The sequence below is a fragment of the Ruminococcus sp. RTP21484sp1_RTP21281st1_A8_RTP21281_210402 genome (genome assembly GCF_040914025.1).
Taxonomy (GTDB): domain Bacteria; phylum Bacillota; class Clostridia; order Lachnospirales; family Lachnospiraceae; genus Blautia_A; species Blautia_A faecis.
Genome location: NZ_JBCPGE010000004.1, coordinates 84608 through 103141 on the forward strand (window position 1 = coordinate 84608; position 18534 = coordinate 103141).

Annotated in this window: 21 protein-coding genes; 20 read left to right on the top strand and 1 reads right to left on the bottom strand. The window is 39.9% G+C overall.

The window, feature by feature from the left end; all coding sequences use genetic code 11:
* Window positions 1–3: 3 nt before the first annotated feature.
* The 8 genes from AB5170_RS02920 to AB5170_RS02955 all read left to right on the top strand — a co-directional run bounded on the left by AB5170_RS02920 (window position 4) and on the right by AB5170_RS02955 (window position 8409).
* Complete coding sequence (locus AB5170_RS02920) at window positions 4–2142, top strand: CD3337/EF1877 family mobilome membrane protein (protein WP_368307880.1); 2139 nt, start codon at window positions 4–6, stop codon at window positions 2140–2142.
* The gene (locus tag AB5170_RS02925) at window positions 2139–3140 is read left to right on the top strand and encodes a bifunctional lytic transglycosylase/C40 family peptidase (RefSeq protein WP_347055667.1); all 1002 of its coding nucleotides are present in this window, start codon (window positions 2139–2141) and stop codon (window positions 3138–3140) included. The genes AB5170_RS02920 and AB5170_RS02925 overlap by 4 nt, the downstream gene beginning before the upstream one ends.
* An 18-nt stretch (window positions 3141–3158) precedes the next feature.
* Window positions 3159–4061, top strand: coding sequence for a conjugal transfer protein (locus AB5170_RS02930; RefSeq protein ID WP_347055694.1), 903 nt, complete (start codon window positions 3159–3161; stop codon window positions 4059–4061).
* Between the two features lie 133 nt (window positions 4062–4194).
* Complete coding sequence (locus AB5170_RS02935) at window positions 4195–4890, top strand: response regulator transcription factor (protein WP_347055666.1); 696 nt, start codon at window positions 4195–4197, stop codon at window positions 4888–4890.
* Window positions 4887–5825 (top strand): sensor histidine kinase, encoded by a 939-nt coding sequence (locus AB5170_RS02940; protein WP_347055665.1) that lies wholly within the window; start codon window positions 4887–4889, stop codon window positions 5823–5825. The genes AB5170_RS02935 and AB5170_RS02940 overlap by 4 nt, the downstream gene beginning before the upstream one ends.
* Window positions 5826–5914: 89 nt before the next feature.
* Window positions 5915–6832, top strand: a complete 918-nt coding sequence (locus tag AB5170_RS02945) for an ATP-binding cassette domain-containing protein (protein WP_347055664.1) — start codon at window positions 5915–5917, stop codon at window positions 6830–6832.
* The gene (locus AB5170_RS02950) at window positions 6832–7536 is read left to right on the top strand and encodes an ABC transporter permease (protein ID WP_347055663.1); all 705 of its coding nucleotides are present in this window, start codon (window positions 6832–6834) and stop codon (window positions 7534–7536) included. The genes AB5170_RS02945 and AB5170_RS02950 overlap by 1 nt, the downstream gene beginning before the upstream one ends.
* 9 nt (window positions 7537–7545) lie before the next feature.
* Window positions 7546–8409: a DUF4097 family beta strand repeat-containing protein gene (locus tag AB5170_RS02955; protein ID WP_368361408.1), complete on the top strand. Its 864-nt coding sequence runs from the start codon at window positions 7546–7548 to the stop codon at window positions 8407–8409.
* A gap of 25 nt (window positions 8410–8434) precedes the next feature.
* Here the strand turns inward: AB5170_RS02955 and AB5170_RS02960 are convergent, their stop codons facing one another.
* Window positions 8435–8788 (bottom strand): helix-turn-helix domain-containing protein, encoded by a 354-nt coding sequence (locus AB5170_RS02960; protein WP_347055661.1) that lies wholly within the window; start codon window positions 8786–8788, stop codon window positions 8435–8437.
* A gap of 579 nt (window positions 8789–9367) precedes the next feature.
* On the opposite strand from AB5170_RS02960, the gene AB5170_RS02965 reads away from it, so the two are divergent.
* The 12 genes from AB5170_RS02965 to AB5170_RS03020 all read left to right on the top strand — a co-directional run bounded on the left by AB5170_RS02965 (window position 9368) and on the right by AB5170_RS03020 (window position 18524).
* Window positions 9368–9784, top strand: a complete 417-nt coding sequence (locus tag AB5170_RS02965; protein ID WP_347055660.1) for a sigma-70 family RNA polymerase sigma factor — start codon at window positions 9368–9370, stop codon at window positions 9782–9784.
* A 2-nt stretch (window positions 9785–9786) separates the two neighbouring features.
* The gene (locus AB5170_RS02970) at window positions 9787–10023 is read left to right on the top strand and encodes a helix-turn-helix domain-containing protein (protein WP_347055659.1); all 237 of its coding nucleotides are present in this window, start codon (window positions 9787–9789) and stop codon (window positions 10021–10023) included.
* A gap of 385 nt (window positions 10024–10408) precedes the next feature.
* Window positions 10409–10615 carry an excisionase gene (locus AB5170_RS02975; RefSeq protein ID WP_347055658.1) on the top strand — a complete coding sequence of 69 codons (207 nt, stop codon included), beginning with the start codon at window positions 10409–10411 and terminating at the stop codon, window positions 10613–10615.
* A gap of 79 nt (window positions 10616–10694) precedes the next feature.
* Window positions 10695–11882, top strand: coding sequence for a site-specific integrase (locus AB5170_RS02980; RefSeq protein WP_347055657.1), 1188 nt, complete (start codon window positions 10695–10697; stop codon window positions 11880–11882).
* Between the two features lie 447 nt (window positions 11883–12329).
* Entirely contained in the window at window positions 12330–12803 is a 474-nt protein-coding gene (gene ispF / locus AB5170_RS02985; protein ID WP_118579255.1) for a 2-C-methyl-D-erythritol 2,4-cyclodiphosphate synthase, read from the top strand.
* A 59-nt stretch (window positions 12804–12862) separates the two neighbouring features.
* Window positions 12863–14272: a cysteine--tRNA ligase gene (gene cysS / locus AB5170_RS02990; protein WP_195699902.1), complete on the top strand. Its 1410-nt coding sequence runs from the start codon at window positions 12863–12865 to the stop codon at window positions 14270–14272.
* Window positions 14257–14682 (top strand): Mini-ribonuclease 3, encoded by a 426-nt coding sequence (locus AB5170_RS02995; RefSeq protein ID WP_118579103.1) that lies wholly within the window; start codon window positions 14257–14259, stop codon window positions 14680–14682. Before cysS ends, AB5170_RS02995 begins: the two co-directional genes overlap by 16 nt.
* 50 nt (window positions 14683–14732) lie before the next feature.
* Window positions 14733–15464 (top strand): 23S rRNA (guanosine(2251)-2'-O)-methyltransferase RlmB, encoded by a 732-nt coding sequence (gene rlmB / locus AB5170_RS03000; RefSeq protein ID WP_195409455.1) that lies wholly within the window; start codon window positions 14733–14735, stop codon window positions 15462–15464.
* A 14-nt stretch (window positions 15465–15478) separates the two neighbouring features.
* Window positions 15479–16060, top strand: a complete 582-nt coding sequence (sigH, locus tag AB5170_RS03005; protein ID WP_118579097.1) for an RNA polymerase sporulation sigma factor SigH — start codon at window positions 15479–15481, stop codon at window positions 16058–16060.
* Window positions 16061–16540: 480 nt separating this feature from the next.
* A complete protein-coding gene (locus tag AB5170_RS03010; RefSeq protein ID WP_195699901.1) occupies window positions 16541–17029 on the top strand; it encodes a hypothetical protein in 489 nt (162 codons plus the stop codon).
* A 10-nt stretch (window positions 17030–17039) separates the two neighbouring features.
* Window positions 17040–17726, top strand: coding sequence for a hypothetical protein (locus AB5170_RS03015; protein WP_173773351.1), 687 nt, complete (start codon window positions 17040–17042; stop codon window positions 17724–17726).
* 21 nt (window positions 17727–17747) lie between these two features.
* Window positions 17748–18524, top strand: a complete 777-nt coding sequence (locus tag AB5170_RS03020) for a TasA family protein (protein WP_195983298.1) — start codon at window positions 17748–17750, stop codon at window positions 18522–18524.
* Window positions 18525–18534 lie beyond the last annotated feature (10 nt).

Below are 18534 nucleotides of genomic sequence, written 5' to 3' on the forward strand. Positions count from 1 at the left end.
CCTATGCGTAAGAAAAAGATAGCTCATTATCTTCTTATCACGCTTGCGGTAATTCTCGGTGTGCTGGTATTCCTGTCAATCACAGGTACGGTGGCTCATGCGGCTGGTCTGGTAGACAATACGGTGAGCGACGCTAACGCCTATTCAAAATATCCATTGGAAAACTACCAGCTTGATTTCTATGTGGACTCAAGCTGGGACTGGCTACCGTGGAACTGGCTTGACGGTATCGGAAAAAGTATTCAGTACGGACTATATGCCATCACGAACTTTGTCTGGACGGTGAGTTTATATATTTCCAATGCAACAGGATATGTGGTACAGGAAGCCTATAAGCTGGACTTTATCTCTGATACTGCAAGTTCTATCGGTAAGAACATTCAGACGCTTGCAGGTGTCACTTCCAGCGGCTTTTCCAGTGAGGGGTTCTATGTGGGATTCCTGCTTATCCTCATTCTGGTAATGGGTATCTATGTTGCCTACACAGGACTTATCAAGAGGGAAACCACAAAGGCGGTTCATGCGGTAATCAATTTCCTTGTGGTGTTTATCCTGTCAGCGTCCTTTATTGCCTACGCTCCAAACTATATCAGTAAAATCAATGACTTTTCCGCTGATATAAGCAGCTCGGCTTTATCGCTCGGAACAAAGATTGTGCTGCCCGATTCCAACAGCAAGGGAAAAGACAGCGTGGATTTGATAAGGGACAGCCTGTTTTCCATACAGGTGAAACAACCGTGGCTGCTGTTACAGTATGGGGAATCAGATATAGAAACGCTTGGTGCTGACCGTGTGGAAAGCCTGTTATCGGCAAGTCCAGACACAGACGACAGAGAGGACGTTGTTGTTGATGAAATCGAGGACAGGGATAATGCAAATTTAAGTGTCACAAAGACCATGAGCCGATTGGGAACGGTGGTATTTCTGTTTATCTTCAATATCGGAATCTCTATCTTTGTATTCCTGCTTACAGGCATGATGATTTTCTCACAAGTGCTATTTATTATTTACGCTATGTTCCTGCCTGTTAGCTTTATTTTATCCATGATACCGACCTATGAGGGCATGGCGAAAAAGGCACTTACAAAGCTGTTTAACACTATCATGCTCCGAGCTGGTATTACGCTGATTATCACCACAGCCTTTAGTATCTCTACCATGTTTTACTCAATTTCTTCTGGTTATCCGTTCTTCATGGTGGCATTTTTACAGATAGTCACTTTTGCTGGTATTTACATGAAGCTGGGGGATTTAATGTCCATGTTCAGCTTACAGGCAAACGATACACAGCAGGTTGGCAGACGAATCATGCGACGACCTTATATGTTCCTTAACCGCAGGGCAAGACGGTTGGAGAGAAAAATCGGAAGAACGGTTGCGGCTGGTGCTGCTGGGGGTGTCGCTGGTGCTGCAATAGCTTCTAACAGCCGCAAGGCTGATACAGGAAACCATAGCAGACCGAACCATGATACCCAAAGCTCTGATACTTCCAGCTTGGGAAAACGTGCTGGGGCAAAGGTCGGAGCTGTCCTTGACAGTAAAGACCGTATCAAGGATAAGGCACAATCTGTCAAGCAGCAGGTAAAGGATATACCGACACAGGCACAGTATGCGGTACATAGCGGCGTAAGCCAGATACAGGAAAATGTATCCGACTTCAAGCGTGGCATTGTGGAAGAAAAAGCGACCAGAAAACAGGGTCGTGCAGAAAAGCAGGATAAGCACCGACAGACGGTTGCGGAAAAACGTATGGAACTGGAAAAAGCGAAGCAAAGCACAGGATCAGTGACAAAAGGAACTGCCCCTGTGCATGAGCGACCAGTGACAACGCCTGTATCTGCAAAAGCAGCTCCACAGGCGGCAGCTTCTAAGCAGGAGCAAACGGTCAAGGAACGTCCTGCCACTGTTACAAGGGAGCAATCTTCTGTAAAGAAAGAGCCTGTTATGAAGCAACAGGATAATGTAAGGACACAGGTTATCAGAGAATCTTCATCACCATCGGCAAACAAACAATCTGCTCCTGTTGTCAATTCTACCCGTCAGACCGTGCAACGCCAGAAGCAGACAAAGACCACACAGAAAAAGAATGTCACAAAATCCACCGTGAACAAGACCGCCCACAGGAAAGGAAGTAAGAAATGAGGTTAAGGCATTTAGCGGTATTCGGTGGGATTTTCACGGTGATTATCAGTTTGCTTCTGTTCCTGTTTATCGTGACCGCTGATGATGAAGAAAGCAGCACTTCCCATTTTGATTTTTCTGGATTGAACTTATCAGAGGAAGTGCTGAAACATCAGCCGACGGTGGAAAAATATGCGAAAGAATACGGAATCCCAGACTACGTGAATTATCTGCTTGCGATTATGCAGGTGGAATCTGGCGGCACGGTAGCGGACGTTATGCAATCGTCAGAATCACTCGGCTTGCCACCTAATTCCCTTTCCACGGAGGAATCCATCAAACAGGGGTGTAAATACTTCTCGGAACTTCTGAAATCCGCTGAAGCAAAAGGCTGTGATATTAACACGGTGGTACAAGCCTATAACTATGGCGGCGGCTTCATTGATTACGTTGCCAGTCATGGCAAGAAATATACTTTTGATTTAGCGGTGAGCTTTGCAAGGGATAAATCGGGCGGTGTCAAAGTCACCTATAAAAATGAGATTGCCATTAAGGAAAATGGCGGCTGGCGTTATAAGTACGGGAATATGTTTTATGTCCGTCTGGTGAACCAATATTTAGCTGTTCCCAGTTTCAGTGACGCTACTGCACAGGCAATCTTCAATGAAGCGTTGAAGTATCAAGGCTGGAAATATGTCTTTGGCGGCAGCAATCCAAACACCAGCTTTGATTGTTCTGGTCTGGTTCAGTGGTGCTATGGAAAGGCTGGTATCAGCTTACCCCGTACCGCACAGGCACAGTATGACGCTACACAGCACATACCATTATCACAGGCGAAAGCTGGTGATTTGGTATTCTTCCACTCGACCTATAACGCTGGAACATATGTAACACACGTCGGTATCTATGCAGGAAACAACAGAATGTATCACGCTGGCGACCCTATCGGATATGCAGATTTAACAGGCTCGTACTGGCAGCAACACCTGATTGGTGCTGGACGGGTAAAAACAAACTAAGAAAGGAATGGTACTATGATATTTAAGAAAAAGGACAAGGAATCGAAACCAAAAAAAGAAAAACACGTGCCTGTGATGAAAATAGGCACACATAAGAAAACCGTGATTGCCTTATGGCTGGTGCTGATTGCAAGTGTTAGCTTTGGGGTATATAAGAATTTCACCGCTATTGATATGCACACGGTACATGAGAAAGAAGTCATTGAACAACGTATCGTTGATACCAACAAGATAGAGAACTTTGTCAGAGCCTTTGCGAAGTCCTACTATTCTTGGAGCAACACGCAGGAATCCATTGATAAAAGAACCGCAGCAATCAATAACTATCTGACAAAGAGTTTGCAGGATTTGAATGTTGATACTGTCCGTGCAGATATACCTACAAGCGTGGCGGTTACGGACGTAAATATTTGGGATATTGAACAGGCTGGAACGGACGACTTTATCGTTGTCTACTCCGTAGAGCAGACGGTAACAGAGGGTGAAACATCAATCGGTTATACTTCCGCTTATATGGTGGTGGTTCATGTAGATAGTGACGGAAACATGGTTATCACACAGAATCCGACCATCAGCAGCACTCCGAAAAAATCCAGCTATGAACCAAAGGCAAAGGAATCTGACGGTACGGTGGACGCTGCCACTACAGAGGAAGTGACAGAGTTTTTGGAAACATTCTTCAAGCTGTACCCTACCGCTACGGAAAAAGAGCTTGCCTACTATGTATCTGGGAATGTGCTTGAACCTGTAAACTGTGATTATCTGTTTTCGGAGCTGGTAAATCCTATCTTCATCAAGGACGGGGAACAGGTCAAGGTATCGGTATCTGTGAAATACCTCGACCAGAGAACAAAGGCAACACAGATTTCACAGTTTGATTTGACGCTGCAAAAAGATAGTAACTGGAAGATTGTAGGATAATATGATGAAAGGCTTGTACTTCATACTTGTATGATCTGCAAGCCTTTTTGTAGTTGAAATAACAATATTATTTGCCTATTCCAAATGAACGCAATATAATTAAAAGTAATTGTGAAAATGGAGGTAAAGCAAAATGAAAATATTATTAGTTGAAGATGATATAGAAATTAGTACAATGCTAAAAAATTTTTTGATAACAGAAAATTTTGAAGTTATCACAGCGTTAGATGGGGAAAGTGCTTGTGAAAAATTCTTTTCAGATAATTTTAGTTTGGTATTACTTGATTTAATGATACCAAAAATGAATGGTATAGAGGTTATGAGTAAAATCAGAGAACATAACACAGTACCTATCATTATTATTTCTGCAAAAGATACTGATTCTGATAAAACGCTTGGCTTGGGATTGGGAGCAGATGATTATATTACAAAGCCTTTTTCTGTCACAGAAGTATTGGCACGAATTAAGGCAAATATCAGAAGAAGTACACAATACGCTATGGGTACTTCTATGGAACAGCCAGTTATTACACAAGGCGTTCTTAGCATGAATCTTAATGATTACTCTGTAAAGAAAAATGGAAAAGAAATTGAACTTACTGCAAAAGAATTTGAAATTTTAAAGTTATTATTACAGAATCCGAAAAAAGTATACACAAAGGAACAGATTTATTCCCTTGTATGGAATGACGCATATTTAGGTGATGAAAATGCTGTAAATGTTCATATCAGCAGACTAAGAACTAAAATCGAAGATAACCCCCGTGACCCACAATATATTATTACTGTCTGGGGAATCGGATATAAGTTAGGAGATTTTAAAGAATGAGTGATAAAACAATTATTTTCTTTTTGGTGCTTACGATTATTATGTTGCTTCTCATTATTATGTATCAACGCTTCGTATTCACCAGAGGAATACAAACGAAATTAAAACAAATAAGTGAGAAGTTAGAAGAAATTTTAGAAACTGGTAGCGACGAAAAAGTTATGGTATTCACAGACAATAAGGTTTTAATGGAATTGGGTGGACAAATTAACCGTCTTTTGATTGACCGTCAAAAGATAAAAGCTGACTTTAAAAGAGAAGAAATTTCTTCAAAGAAAATGTTGGCAAATATCTCCCATGATATAAAAACGCCTTTAACTGTCATATTAGGATATTTAGAAATATTGCGTCTTGGCAATGCAGATAATGAAATGTTAAAGAAAGTAGAATCAAAGGCAAAACAGGTAATGGACTTAATCAATCAGTTTTTTACTCTTGCAAAATTAGAAGCTGGCGACACAAATATAAATCTCTGCAAAATTAACATTAACGAACTATGCAGAGAAAACGTATTAAGTTTCTATGATATTTTATTGCAAAAAGATTTTACCGTTGATATATCAATTCCCGAAACAACAATTTTCGTACAAGGTGACAAAGACGCACTTCAAAGAATCCTTTTCAATTTAATATCTAATGTAATACGTTATGGAAATGACGGTAAATATTTGGGGATATTTTTACGTGAAGATAAGGCAAATGTTTATATTGATGTAACCGATAAAGGAAAAGGAATAAAAAAGGAATTTGCTTCTAACGTATTTGACCGTCTATATACAATGGAAGATTCCAGAAATCGTGAAATACAAGGAAACGGTCTTGGTTTGACTATCGCTAAGAATCTTGCAGTACAGTTAGACGGAGATATTTTCTTAGATAGTATACCAAATATCAAAACTACTTTTACTGTAAAATTGAAAAAAATAAGCTACTAAATATGCCACGAAAGAAATTCGTAAGAATTAGTCAAGAGTTTTGAAAATCTATACTATTACAATGATATTCAGAAAGGAGGCAATGAAATATGTCTTACATTTTGCAAACTAACCATCTAACAAAAATCATAGATGGCAAAGAATTAGTTACTGATGTGAATATCCATGTAAAAAAAGGAGAAATCTACGGATTCTTAGGTCCTAATGGAGCTGGAAAAACTACGGTGATGAAAATGATTACAAACCTTTGGAAACCAACCAAAGGAACTGTTGAGCTTTTCGGAAAAACGTTGGAAACAACTTCTTATGAAGTATTAAAGCGTATGGGAAGTATTATAGAATTTCCTACATTTTATGAACATATGAGCGGAAAAGATAATTTGCAGCTTCATTGTGAATACATGGGATATTATAACAAAGGTAGTATTGATGAAGTTTTGGAAATGCTTAATCTTAGAGAAGCAGCAAATAAACCAGTAAAAAGCTATTCTTTGGGAATGAAACAAAGGTTAGGTATTGCCCGTGCAATTTTGTGTAAACCAGAGTTAGTTGTTCTTGATGAACCAACAAATGGATTAGACCCTGCTGGAATGAAACAACTCAGAGATTTATTCAAAATGCTATGCTCAGAGTATGGTATTACATTGATTATATCCAGCCATCTTCTTTCTGAGATTGAGAGTATTGCAGATACAATCGGTGTTATCAATCATGGGAAAATGATGAAAGAAATTTCCATGAAAGAAATTTCTGAAATGAACACAGCCTATATCGAACTTGCTGCCACAGACACCAAAAAAGCTGCTTACGTACTGGCTGAAAAGATGGAATTGAATAACTTCAAGATTATTGATGATTTAAAAATCCGCATATATGAGGTAAATGTTACTACACAAGAAATTTCAAAAGAGCTGATGTTGAATGATGTAGAGATAATCTCTATCAATAAGCACACAGAAACATTGGAAGATTATTTCTTAAAAATGACAGCGGAGGTGGGAAAATAATGTTAAAGTTAATCAAACTTGAATGGAAGAAAAACAACATTGGAAAATATATCCGCAATGCGATTATTATGGCTGCTCTGCTTTGCTTATTTGTTTTTGCACTGGCATTTTTAGGTATTGCGAATGACCCAGACGGAACACTGGACGCTGCTCCGGGAACAAATACAATTTCCTCACCTATAGAATTGTTTACAAGCATGACATTTCTTATTTTTACCAGTGTGATGTTAGCGTCATTTATTGTAAGTGCCTACAAAAATAAGACTATGAATTTAATGTTTTCTTATCCCATTAAACGACAAAAAATATTAGCTTCTCAAATGCTGGCTGTATGGTCATTTAATTTTGTTGCTTTGATATTAACAAAATTAGCTATCTATATGTGTGTATTTATCGGAGCTAAATTCATGCAATCGTCTTTTGCTATTGATTTTGATATTGGCAGTTTATCATTCTATATTCAACTGATACTTAAATCAGTAGTAATTGTGAGTATGAGTTTTATCGCTTTGTTTGTGGGAATGGCAATGAAGTCCTCAAAGGCAACTATTATTACATCATTTTTACTTATTTTCCTCACTCAAGCGAATGTTGGTGACTTCACATTAGCAAATAACGCAATATTCCCTATTGTCTTAACTATTATATCTTTAGGCTTTGCTGTTTTGTCAGTATATAATGCAGAAAGTAAAGATTTACTATAGGGGGTGCGTATGAGTATAAAAAAATTATTCTTAATAGGGGTCTTAGGACTAAGTTTCTGCATGACTGGTTGTGGAAACGGACAGAAAGTTGATTCCGAAAAAGAATTTTCTACTAATGATATTTCTGAAATAGTTATAAATAATTCTTCATGGAATTTAAAAATATTGGCTTCTAGCGATGATAAAATTCACGTTAGTTATGATGGAAAAATTGAAGATGGGGTTAGTAATATACAGATATTACAAAATGAAAGTCAATTAGTTATACAACAGGATACGACTTCCTCTAAAAATATTGCAACACAATTTTCCTTTGGAAAAGCTGGCAAAATTACTCTTTATATTCCGAAAAACACTGTGCTGCCATTGGATATTAACAATGGTTCTGGTGATATGGAAATTGAAGCTGTCAATCTTTCTGATTTTACTATGGAAAATGATTCTGGTTATGTATCTATGTCAGATTTGGTTATAGAAAACGCTAAAATAGGTTTAGATTCAGGTGATATTAAGATTACAGGCAGTTCATGCTCTGATTGTGATATTCAGACAAAATCAGCATATGTTAACGTTAAAAAGACTGTTACCAAAAAAGCTGCAATTTTAACTGACGCTGGCGAAGTAAATATAAGTGGTATAAGCGATTATACTTCTCTATCCATAGAAACAGGTTCTGGCGATATAACTATATCGCATGAAACACAGCCAGACAATTTATCTTATAATGTATCCAGTGGTTCAGATGATGTTACAATGCAACTTCAAAATGCTAAATCTACTACTGACACCGCAGGTTGTAAACAGGGAAGTATTGGTAAGGGAAAATGTTCTTTATCAGTTATGAGCGACAGTGGAACAATATCAATAAAGTAATGTTTGCTAAGAAAGTGGAGGAAAATCAATCCTCCACTTTCTTAGATTTTAGGATACCATCAGCAACACTTTCCATGATAACTAAATCCTTATCAGACAAGTTATCAAGCTGTCTTTCCAACTGCATTCTTCTGGTACTTTTCACCAGATCAGAAGCAGGCAGGAAAAAAGCGTCTGCTGATACATTCAATAAATGAACAAGGTCATAGAATACCTGTAAACTTGGGTGCTGCCCTTTGTTTTCAATATTTGTCAGATAACGTGGGTCAATCTCAATCATAGCTCCCACCTGTTCACGGGTAAGACCTTGTTTCATACGAGCTTCTTTGATTGCAAGACCAAAAGCTCTAAAATCGTACTTATCTTCTTTTTTACGCATATGTAATCACCTCACTACATTTTACTGTTCCTGTTGATTTTCTAACAGGTATAGAAAAACGTATCATATGGTTTGTCAGTTCCTATTATGCGTAAAGTAATTAACAATAGTGCTGCATAGCGGTAAATAAAAAAAACCGTTATCGACAGTACCGTTTTTGCATGTCAAAAAATTATCTTTGTTTAGATGGCGGTTTGGAAAGCCGCCGTTTTCTTTTTCCATCAGCGAAAAACAGTATATTGGTTTTGGTTTAGCGGCTCTGGGAGGTAGCCGCATTGATAGACCTGTGTAACCGACAATTTTTGATATATCCGTTATTGTCAAAAAAATCTTAGCTTTCAAAGTGGCACAATATACCCTTGAATGTGGTTTTTTACATTACATAGCAGGAACAATTATTAAAGCACAAGAACAGCATTTCTTTCATGCTCTTGTGCTTTTTTGCTGTTTAAAAAGTTTTTTCAAATTCTTTTCTGAAAACGCAACAAATAGCTGCTGCGTGGGTAGCTACTGTGCGGAAAGGGGGATAGAGGGAAAACAACCCTCATCTACTCTCACGCAGAAAGGAGGTGAAAAACTATGAAGTCATCTTCTTTCGAGCAGGCGATTCAAGCACAGTTTGATTGCCTTACGAAGAAAGTCATTAAAAGAGCAGCGTTGAAGTATAAACGTGGTATTTCAAGACGCTTGCAGCATGAAGTTCCATTCTCCGAGATTTCGGATTTGGAATTGAATAAGGCTGGCGTTTATGACAGGTATTCCAGCGATTATACAGCGTTCAATGTTCTTGGCATGGAAGTACAGGTATCTGACGACCAGTTAAGCAAAGCACTCAAATGTTTACCAGAGAGAAAACGCAATATCATTTTGTTGTCATACTTTATGGATATGTCTGACGCAGAAATCGGAGAGCTTATGAACGTGGTACGCACCACTGTTTACCGCCACAGGACAAGCACTCTGGAAGAATTACGAAAAATGATGGAGGAGGAATAACCGTGGACAACAACCAGAAACACATACCTTTTGCTGTGATTGTGGCGGCTACCAATGGTGATGAAGCTGCCATACAGGAAATCTTGAAATTCTATGACAGTTACATATCAAAGTTGAGCTTACGCCAGTTATATGACGAATATGGAAATGTCTATATGGTGGTGGATTCTGAATTGAAAGGCAGAATACAGGCGGCGGTCATGGATATGATTGCAAACTTTGAGATTATTGTAATTTAACCATTCTGACGGGCGGAGCTTTTACCCCTTTCCCCTGCTCCGCTTGTCAATCTATGAAAGTCCATTATTTCAGATAGTGGGTTTTCACAGACTGGCAAATACAGTCAAGGGTTCTTTGACAACTGAATAAAGCAGATAGATACGTTAGATATGCAGCGAGCCAGTGGAAATTGCACGCCATGACCTTTTGATATAAAGTGAGCGATTCCTGTAATGTTCCGCAGGCAACTGTTGGAAAGGTTGCAGCCATGACCTGTATATCTGGATAATGATACACCCGTATGACACGGTTCACCCATCAGAATGGGAAAGGTGAAAGTCTTGTGGAGCTTGCCAGAGCCATCTACCTGCTTCTTATGACACACAGTAAAGGAGGTGCTGCATTATGAATAATAATACTGATGTGCCTATCTGGGAAAAATACACGCTTACCATTGAAGAAGCGTCAAAATATTTCCGTATCGGGGAAAAGAAACTGCGTAAGATTGCGGAGGAAAACCAGACCGCAAGCTGGGTGATTATGAATGGAAACCGTGTCCAGATAAAGCGTAAACAATTTGAAAAAATCATTGATTCTCTGGACGTAATATGATGAAAAACAGCCGAAAATATGGTATAATATATATATATCGTATCAAGGCTCATTCCAGTATGGAAAGGAGCTTTACATCATGTCAGAGAAAAGACGGGATAATAAAGGTCGCATTTTAAGAACTGGAGAGAGCCAGAGAAAAGACGGAAGATACGCATATAAATACATGGACGCAAACGGTAAACCGCAATTCGTGTATGCTTGGAAATTAACTGCCACGGATAAGACACCAGCAGGAAAACGTGACGATATTTCATTGAGGGAAAAGGTCAAAGAGATACAGAAAGACCTTGACGACGGTATCGACACAATCGGTAAGAAAATGACGGTCTGCCAGCTTTATGAAAAGCAGATAGGTCATAGAAAGAATGTCAAGCGTAACACGGAAAAAGGTCGCCAGCACCTTATGAACATTCTGAAAAATGATTCACTCGGAGCTAGGAGCATTGACAGCGTGAAGCTGTCGGACGCTAAAGAATGGGTAATCAGAATGAATGAGAAAGGCTTTGCCTATAAGACTATCAGCAATTACAAGCGTTCTCTGAAAGCAGCGTTTTACACAGCAATCGAGGACGATTGTATCAGAAAGAATCCGTTTAACTTCGCCTTGAATACCGTTCTGGAAGATGATACAGAACCAAAGGCGGCATTGACACAGGAGCAGGAAGAAAAGCTGCTGGACTTTGCAAGAAGTGATAAGGTCTACCAGAAGTATGTTGATGAAATTATCATACTGTTGGGAACTGGACTTCGCATTTCTGAGTTTTGCGGATTAACTGACAATCTGGATTTTGAAAACAGGATAATCAATGTAGACCATCAGTTATTGAAAGATTCACAGGTCGGCTATTACATTGAAACTCCAAAAACAAAAAACGGTGTCAGACAGATTCCAATGAGCGAGAACGTCTATCAGGCATTGAAACGGGTAATTAAAAACCGTGGAAAGGCTGAGCCGATTATCATTGACGGTTACAGGAACTTCCTGTTCCTCAATCAGAATGGCTATCCAAAGGTGGCGTGTAATTATACGGGTATGTTAAAAGGTCTTGTGAAGAAATATAACAAGTACCATGAGGAAGAATTACCAAACATCACTCCCCATACTCTAAGACATACGTTTTGTACACGCTTTGCCAACGCAGGAATGAACCCGAAAGCATTACAGTACATCATGGGTCATTCAAACATCAGCATGACATTGAACTATTACGCCCATGCTACATTCGATTCCGCAAAATCGGAAATGGAAAGGCTGATTGCATAAGTAGTAAAAGGAATGTTTTACTACACTTTTACTACTTTTGATTGCAATTTCATACCTAGAAATGCCGAGATATGCAAGGTATCTTCCGAAACAAAAAACGTCGGAAAAGCCCATAAATACAGGCTAAACCGACATTTACCAACTTATGAAAAGATAATCAAAAATTTATATAGTTTTTGTATTTAAAGATATGCAAATATTTAGAATACATATTGTCAGGCCTTCTGGGGTTCACCCGGGAGGCCTTTGTCATAAATAAAAATTGTGCAGAATTCTGTTGCAACGCAGTCTGGAATGTCAGACAGAAATCCCTGGCATATTAAACTGTTGACGGATTGCTTTTTAATTGGAAATCATGTATAATAGCGAACGATAGCATGGGGATTTTTTGCTATGCAGGAAAATCCCTTTCAAGAAGAAAGGCAGGGACGAAATGTGGATAATCTTATGAAAGTGGGAATGGGATATGATGTACACAGACTGACAGAGAACCGGAATCTGATCCTTGGCGGTGTGAAGATACCGTGGGAGAAAGGCCTGCTGGGACATTCAGATGCAGATGTACTGATTCATGCGATTATGGATGCTCTTTTGGGAGCAGCAGCTCTTGGTGATATTGGACAGCATTTTCCAGATACAGATCCGGCATACGAGGGGATTTCCAGCGTAAAGTTGTTGGAACATGTAGCCTCTCTTCTGGAAAAAAAAGGATATGGTGTAGGAAATATTGACGCTGTGATCATTGCCCAGAAGCCGAAGATGGCACCTCATATTCCACAGATGAAGGAGAACATTGCGAAAGCGTTGCATATGGAGCCTGACTGTCTGAATATCAAGGCTACCACAGAGGAGAAGCTGGGTTTTACCGGAAGAGAAGAGGGAATTGCTTCCCAGGCAGTCTGCCTTTTATACAAGAAATAATGTTGTTGTGCGCAGCTGCGAAATAACATTTAGAGAAATTGACCGGAGGGAGAAATAAAATGAAGATTTTTAATACGCTGACCCGTCAGAAAGAGGAATTTGTACCCCTTGAAGAGGGAAAGGTAAAAATGTATGTCTGCGGACCTACTGTATACAACCTGATTCATATTGGTAATGCACGTCCAATGATCATTTTTGATACAGTCCGCCGTTATCTGGAATATAAAGGATACGAAGTAAACTATGTATCCAACTTTACAGACGTAGATGACAAAATTATCAAGAAAGCAATCGAAGAGGGAGTTTCCGCAGAAGAAATTTCCCAGAGATATATTGAAGAGTGCAAAAAGGATATGGCAGGAATGAACGTGAAACCTGCTACTACACATCCTCAGGCAACTCAGGAAATTGACGGCATGATCAGCATGATTCAGACTCTTGTGGATAAAGGATATGCTTATGCAGTGGCAGACGGAACTGTATATTTCCGTGTAAAGAAATTTAAAGAATATGGAAAGCTTTCCCACAAAAACCTGGATGACCTGCAATCTGGATTCCGTGCACTTCAGGTATCAGGAGAGGACCAGAAAGAAGATCCGCTGGATTTCGTACTCTGGAAACCGAAGAAAGAAGGGGAACCATACTGGACTTCTCCGTGGTGCGATGGCCGTCCGGGCTGGCATATTGAGTGCTCTGTTATGTCTAAGAAATATCTTGGAGATGAGATCGATATCCATGCCGGTGGTGAGGATCTTATTTTCCCGCATCACGAGAATGAAATTGCACAGAGCGAGTGCTGCAATGATAAAATTTTTGCAAGATACTGGATGCACAATGCGTTCCTGAATATTGATAACCGTAAAATGTCCAAGTCCCTTGGAAACTTCCGTACTGTGCGTGAGATCAGCGAGCAGTATGATCTGCAGGTGCTTCGTTTCTTCATGCTGAATGCACACTACAGAAGTCCGCTGAACTTTAGTGCTGACCTTATGGAGTCTTCCAAGAATGCCCTTGAGAGAATTACAGAGGCAGCAGGACGCCTGAAAGACCGTAAGGAGAAGGCATCTGCTGTTGAACTTACTGAGGCTGAGAAGAAACTTCTTGCAGAGGCAGAAGGATATGTAAAGAAATTTGAAGAAGCAATGGAAGACGATTTCAACACAGCTGATGCGCTTGCAGCTGTATTTGAACTGGTCAAATTTGCCAATACAAATGTAACAGAAGAAAGCAGCGCCGCTTTTGCAGAAGGAATTCTTGAAATTCTTGTGAAGCTTTGTGATGTGCTTGGACTTGTTGCTGTGAAGAAAGAAGAAATTCTGGATAAAGAAATCGAAGATCTGATTGCAGAGCGCCAGGAGGCAAGAAAGGCAAAGAATTTTGCAAGAGCAGATGAGATTCGTGATGAACTCCTTGCAAAGGGAATCATTCTTAAAGATACACGTGAAGGAGTAAAATGGAAACGGGCTTAAGTGAATTAAAAGAACTGTTTGAACTGAAAGACAGGGATCTGCGAACCTATTCCCCGCTGACACTGGCTTATATTGGAGATGGTGTTTATGAACTGGTGATCCGGACAATCCTTGTTAAAAAAGGCAACTGTCCGGTGAATCAGCTTCATAAAAAGGCCAGCAGCCTGGTAAAGGCAGGAGCGCAGTCAAAGATGATGGAGCTTCTGGAACCTGATCTTACAGAAGAAGAACTGGCTGTCTATAAAAGAGGCAGAAATGCACATTCCCCTACAATGGCCAAGCATGCTACAATGGCAGATTACCGCAGGGCTACAGGCTTTGAGGCACTGATGGGATATTTGTACCTGAAAGAAGATTATTCCAGAATTGTGGAACTGGTGAGAAAAGGAATTCCGGAAGAGAATTTATAAAGAACAACAGCAATGATTTTACAAAGGCAATAAGAGACAGGAGGCTGCAAATGAGCGAGCAGATTGAAGGAAGAAATGCGGTATTAGAGGCATTTCGCTCAGGAAAATGCGTGGACAAGCTTTTTGTTCTGGACAGATGCCAGGATGGACCAGTACGCACCATTATCCGTGAGGCAAGAAAAAAAGATACGATCATTAATTTTGTACAGAAAGAGCGTCTGGATCAGTTAAGCGAGATAGGCGCCCATCAGGGCGTGATCGCGCAGGTGGCTGCATATGAATATTCCACAGTTGAGGATATTTTAAATAAAGCAAAGGAAAAAGGAGAAGCACCTTTCATTTTTCTTCTTGATGATATCGAAGATCCCCATAATCTGGGAGCTATTATCCGTACTGCCAACCTTGCAGGCGCACATGGTGTTATCATTCCGAAAAGACATGCGGCAGGGCTTACATCAACAGTTGCAAAAACTTCTGCAGGGGCTTTGAACTACACACCAGTTGCCAAGGTATCTAATCTTGGACAGACCATCGAAGAGCTGAAAAAAGAGGGTATGTGGTTTGTATGCGCAGATATGGGCGGAGATCTGATGTACAATCTGAATCTTACCGGTCCTATGGGTGTGGTAATCGGAAATGAGGGAGAGGGCGTGAGTCGTCTTGTAAAGGAAAAATGTGACTTTGTGGCAGCTATTCCTATGAAGGGAGATATTGATTCTCTGAATGCGTCTGTTGCAGCAGGAATCCTTGCCTATGAGGTGGTTCGCCAGAGAATGAAATAAAATCCGGAGGAAATATGGGAAAGTTCGATGGTGTAAGTGATGAAGAACTGATTGCCCGTCTGCGGGCTGGAGAGACAGCCATAGAAGATTATCTGATGGAGAAATATAAGGGACTGGTGCGTCAGAAAGCCCGGGCCATGTTCCTCATCGGAGGAGATACAGATGACCTGATTCAGGAAGGAATGATCGGTTTGTTTAAAGCAGTCCGGGATTTTCAGACAGATAAGGAGGCATCTTTTGCAACTTTTGCCAGAGTGTGTATTGACAGGCAGATATACAGTGCCATTCAGAATTCTAACCGCCAGAAGCACCAGCCTCTGAATTCCTATGTATCGTTGAATCAGGAGGATGAAAGCAGTCCAATCTGGGAACTGAGCGTGGAGAATCCGGAATCTATCATTATTGATCAGGAGACTACAGAGGATCTTCGGAAAAGAATTTCAGATTATTTAAGTCCTATGGAAAATAAAGTGCTGGATTTGTATCTGAAGGGAAAAGGATATGTGGAAATTGGAGGAATCCTGAATAAATCTCCAAAATCTGTTGATAATGCTCTGCAGAGAATCCGCTCCAAAATCCGCGAGGTAATAAGCTAGAGCCTTTTCTAGTCCAGGAGCTGGTACAGGAAATAGAAAAATTCTATTTCCTGTATTGACTTTTTCAAAAAACATGTTATCATATCAATTAATCAATGCGTCACAGAAGACGCGTCAATTTAATCTTTAATTCAAATTTGTTAATTCAGTTATTAAAATCCATTTAATTAATTATTGTATCTTAGAAATTGTTAAAATATTAATAATTATAGTTTCTATTTATTTCACTGATCTCAGATGTATTTATAAATCAAATCTTTTATTCTTTTTACTATTTAATTTTCGAAAAAATCCCTAATGACAGATATGACCGTTCTGGTTCTTTGTAAAGGAGGTGGTACCCATGTGCTGATTTTATGGTTACTGGTCTTTTTGAGCAGTAGCTGTTTTGCAGCAGGTCTGCAAAATAACAGAAATTCCAGGAGGAAAGGAGTAAGCAGGAACGGTTCCTGCCGTGATTGATCCATGAGAAAGAAATGGATGCTGTTTGTACTAGCGTTCTGCCTTTTGGCGGGAGCAGCAGGTTCTATGGTGTATGCCTATTTAATTGACCGCCAGGAAACTGTTAACAGGATAAAGATAGTGGAGAATAAGACACACATTGAAGAAGAGTTTGATCCTCCGGCCGATCCTGGACCAGGATCGGTCATAAAGAAAAAGCCATGTATTGTAAATGATTCTGTGATTCCGGTATATGTCCGGGTCAGGGTAGTATTCAGCAATCTGGATGCACAGGCGCAGTGTGAGCCTCTTAAGATAAAAGACAGTTGGAAAACAGGAGAAGACGGATACTATTATTATCAGAAACAGCTTCAGCCAGGACAGCGAACAGATACGGTTTTTGATAATATTGTTATAAAAAACATAGTAAAAAAAGAAGATTTAGTTCCATTTGATATTCTTGTGTATGAAGAGTCGGTTCAGAGCGAAGGATTTTCTTCTCCGGAAGAAGCCTTTGCAAGACTGTAAGGAGGTGCACATGAAAAAAATGAAAAAGGCAGCACTGATCTTTGGAACCGGGTTATGTCTGGCTGTGGGAACTGGCGGCACACTTGCTTATCTTGGTGACACAGGACAAGTTGCAAACAGGCTGACATTTGCCGGGGAAAAAGGCCTGGATGCAGTTCTTACAGAGCCGTCATGGAATCCACAGAAAGGATTACTTACTGTTCCAGGTTCTTCTGTTGCAAAAGATCCTCAGATAACCAATACATCAGAACTGAATATGAATGAGCTTGCAGCATTGAAATGTGAGTTCGTTTACAGTCAGAATTGCCCGGATAAGAGCAAAAGAGGAAAAGTCTTAAGCGCTCAGGATATGGAAAAAGTAGTCCAGGTTTATACCATTGATTATAACAGTGATGATGCCGCTAAAGGAGAATGGGTGCGATTTGCTGATCAGAAAAAGACAGACCCTGTACAGTATTTTTACTACTCGAAAGTTTTGAAAAGGAACCTGAATGGTACAGGAGAAACAACTGTTCCTCTATTTACAAAGGTCTGGGTGGATAAAAAGGTAAATAACCGCAGGCAGACCTGGATTCAGGAAATGGGCGGGGTGGAAATTAAGATTTCCGGACAGATTCTTCAGCAGATGACAGGAGAAGAATATTTTGGTCTTAACAATCCAAAAAGTGCGTATGAAGCAGGATTGTTTCATTTTTAATGAGAGAAAGGAAGAGAAAATATGAAAATGAGCAGAGGAAAAAGAAATGTATTATTTGCGGGAGTACTTTCATATGCCATGTTATTTGGAATTGGAAACACAATGGCTTATTTCACGGAAAATTCTGTGCAGACCAATGTTTTTACCACAGGGGACCTTGATATTGGTCTGAAAGAACCGGACTGGGATCCAAATGAAAACGATGGAAAGAATATGTATCCGGGATACACGGTATACAAAAATCCAACTGTAAAGAACATCACCTCCGACAAAAACGGGGACGAGCCCTGTTATGTGAGAATGAGTGTGGACATTCTGAATAGTCAGGGGACACCGATCACAGACGATCAGGCGTTGAATCTGATTTATAAAACCATTTATTTTGATAAGACTTTTACCGGTGGATATGACAAAAAAGAAGGTAAGGCTACCGGACTGATTCAGGATAGGATTCCTGGCTACAACCTTGCACAGCTGGCAGCCTATCCAATGGTAAATCCATTGTGGACAAAGGACACGGCACGCTCCACTGCTTCAAAACTTGTTTTCAATTATATGGGAGCAAAAGGGGATGGAATTTTAAATATTGGAGAGGAGTCTACCCTGTTTACCAATATTGCGATTCCTACAGACTGGAACCAGACACAGATGCAGAAAGTTGGAAATTATCAGCTGAAAGTAACAGCACAGGCAATTCAGAGCAAAGGATTTGCTACCCAGTCAGAAGCTTACCGCATGTTGGATGAAGAAATTAAAGGAGGAACCTTGCAGGAAATAAACCGCGGCAGTGAGAACTGATCAGAAAGGA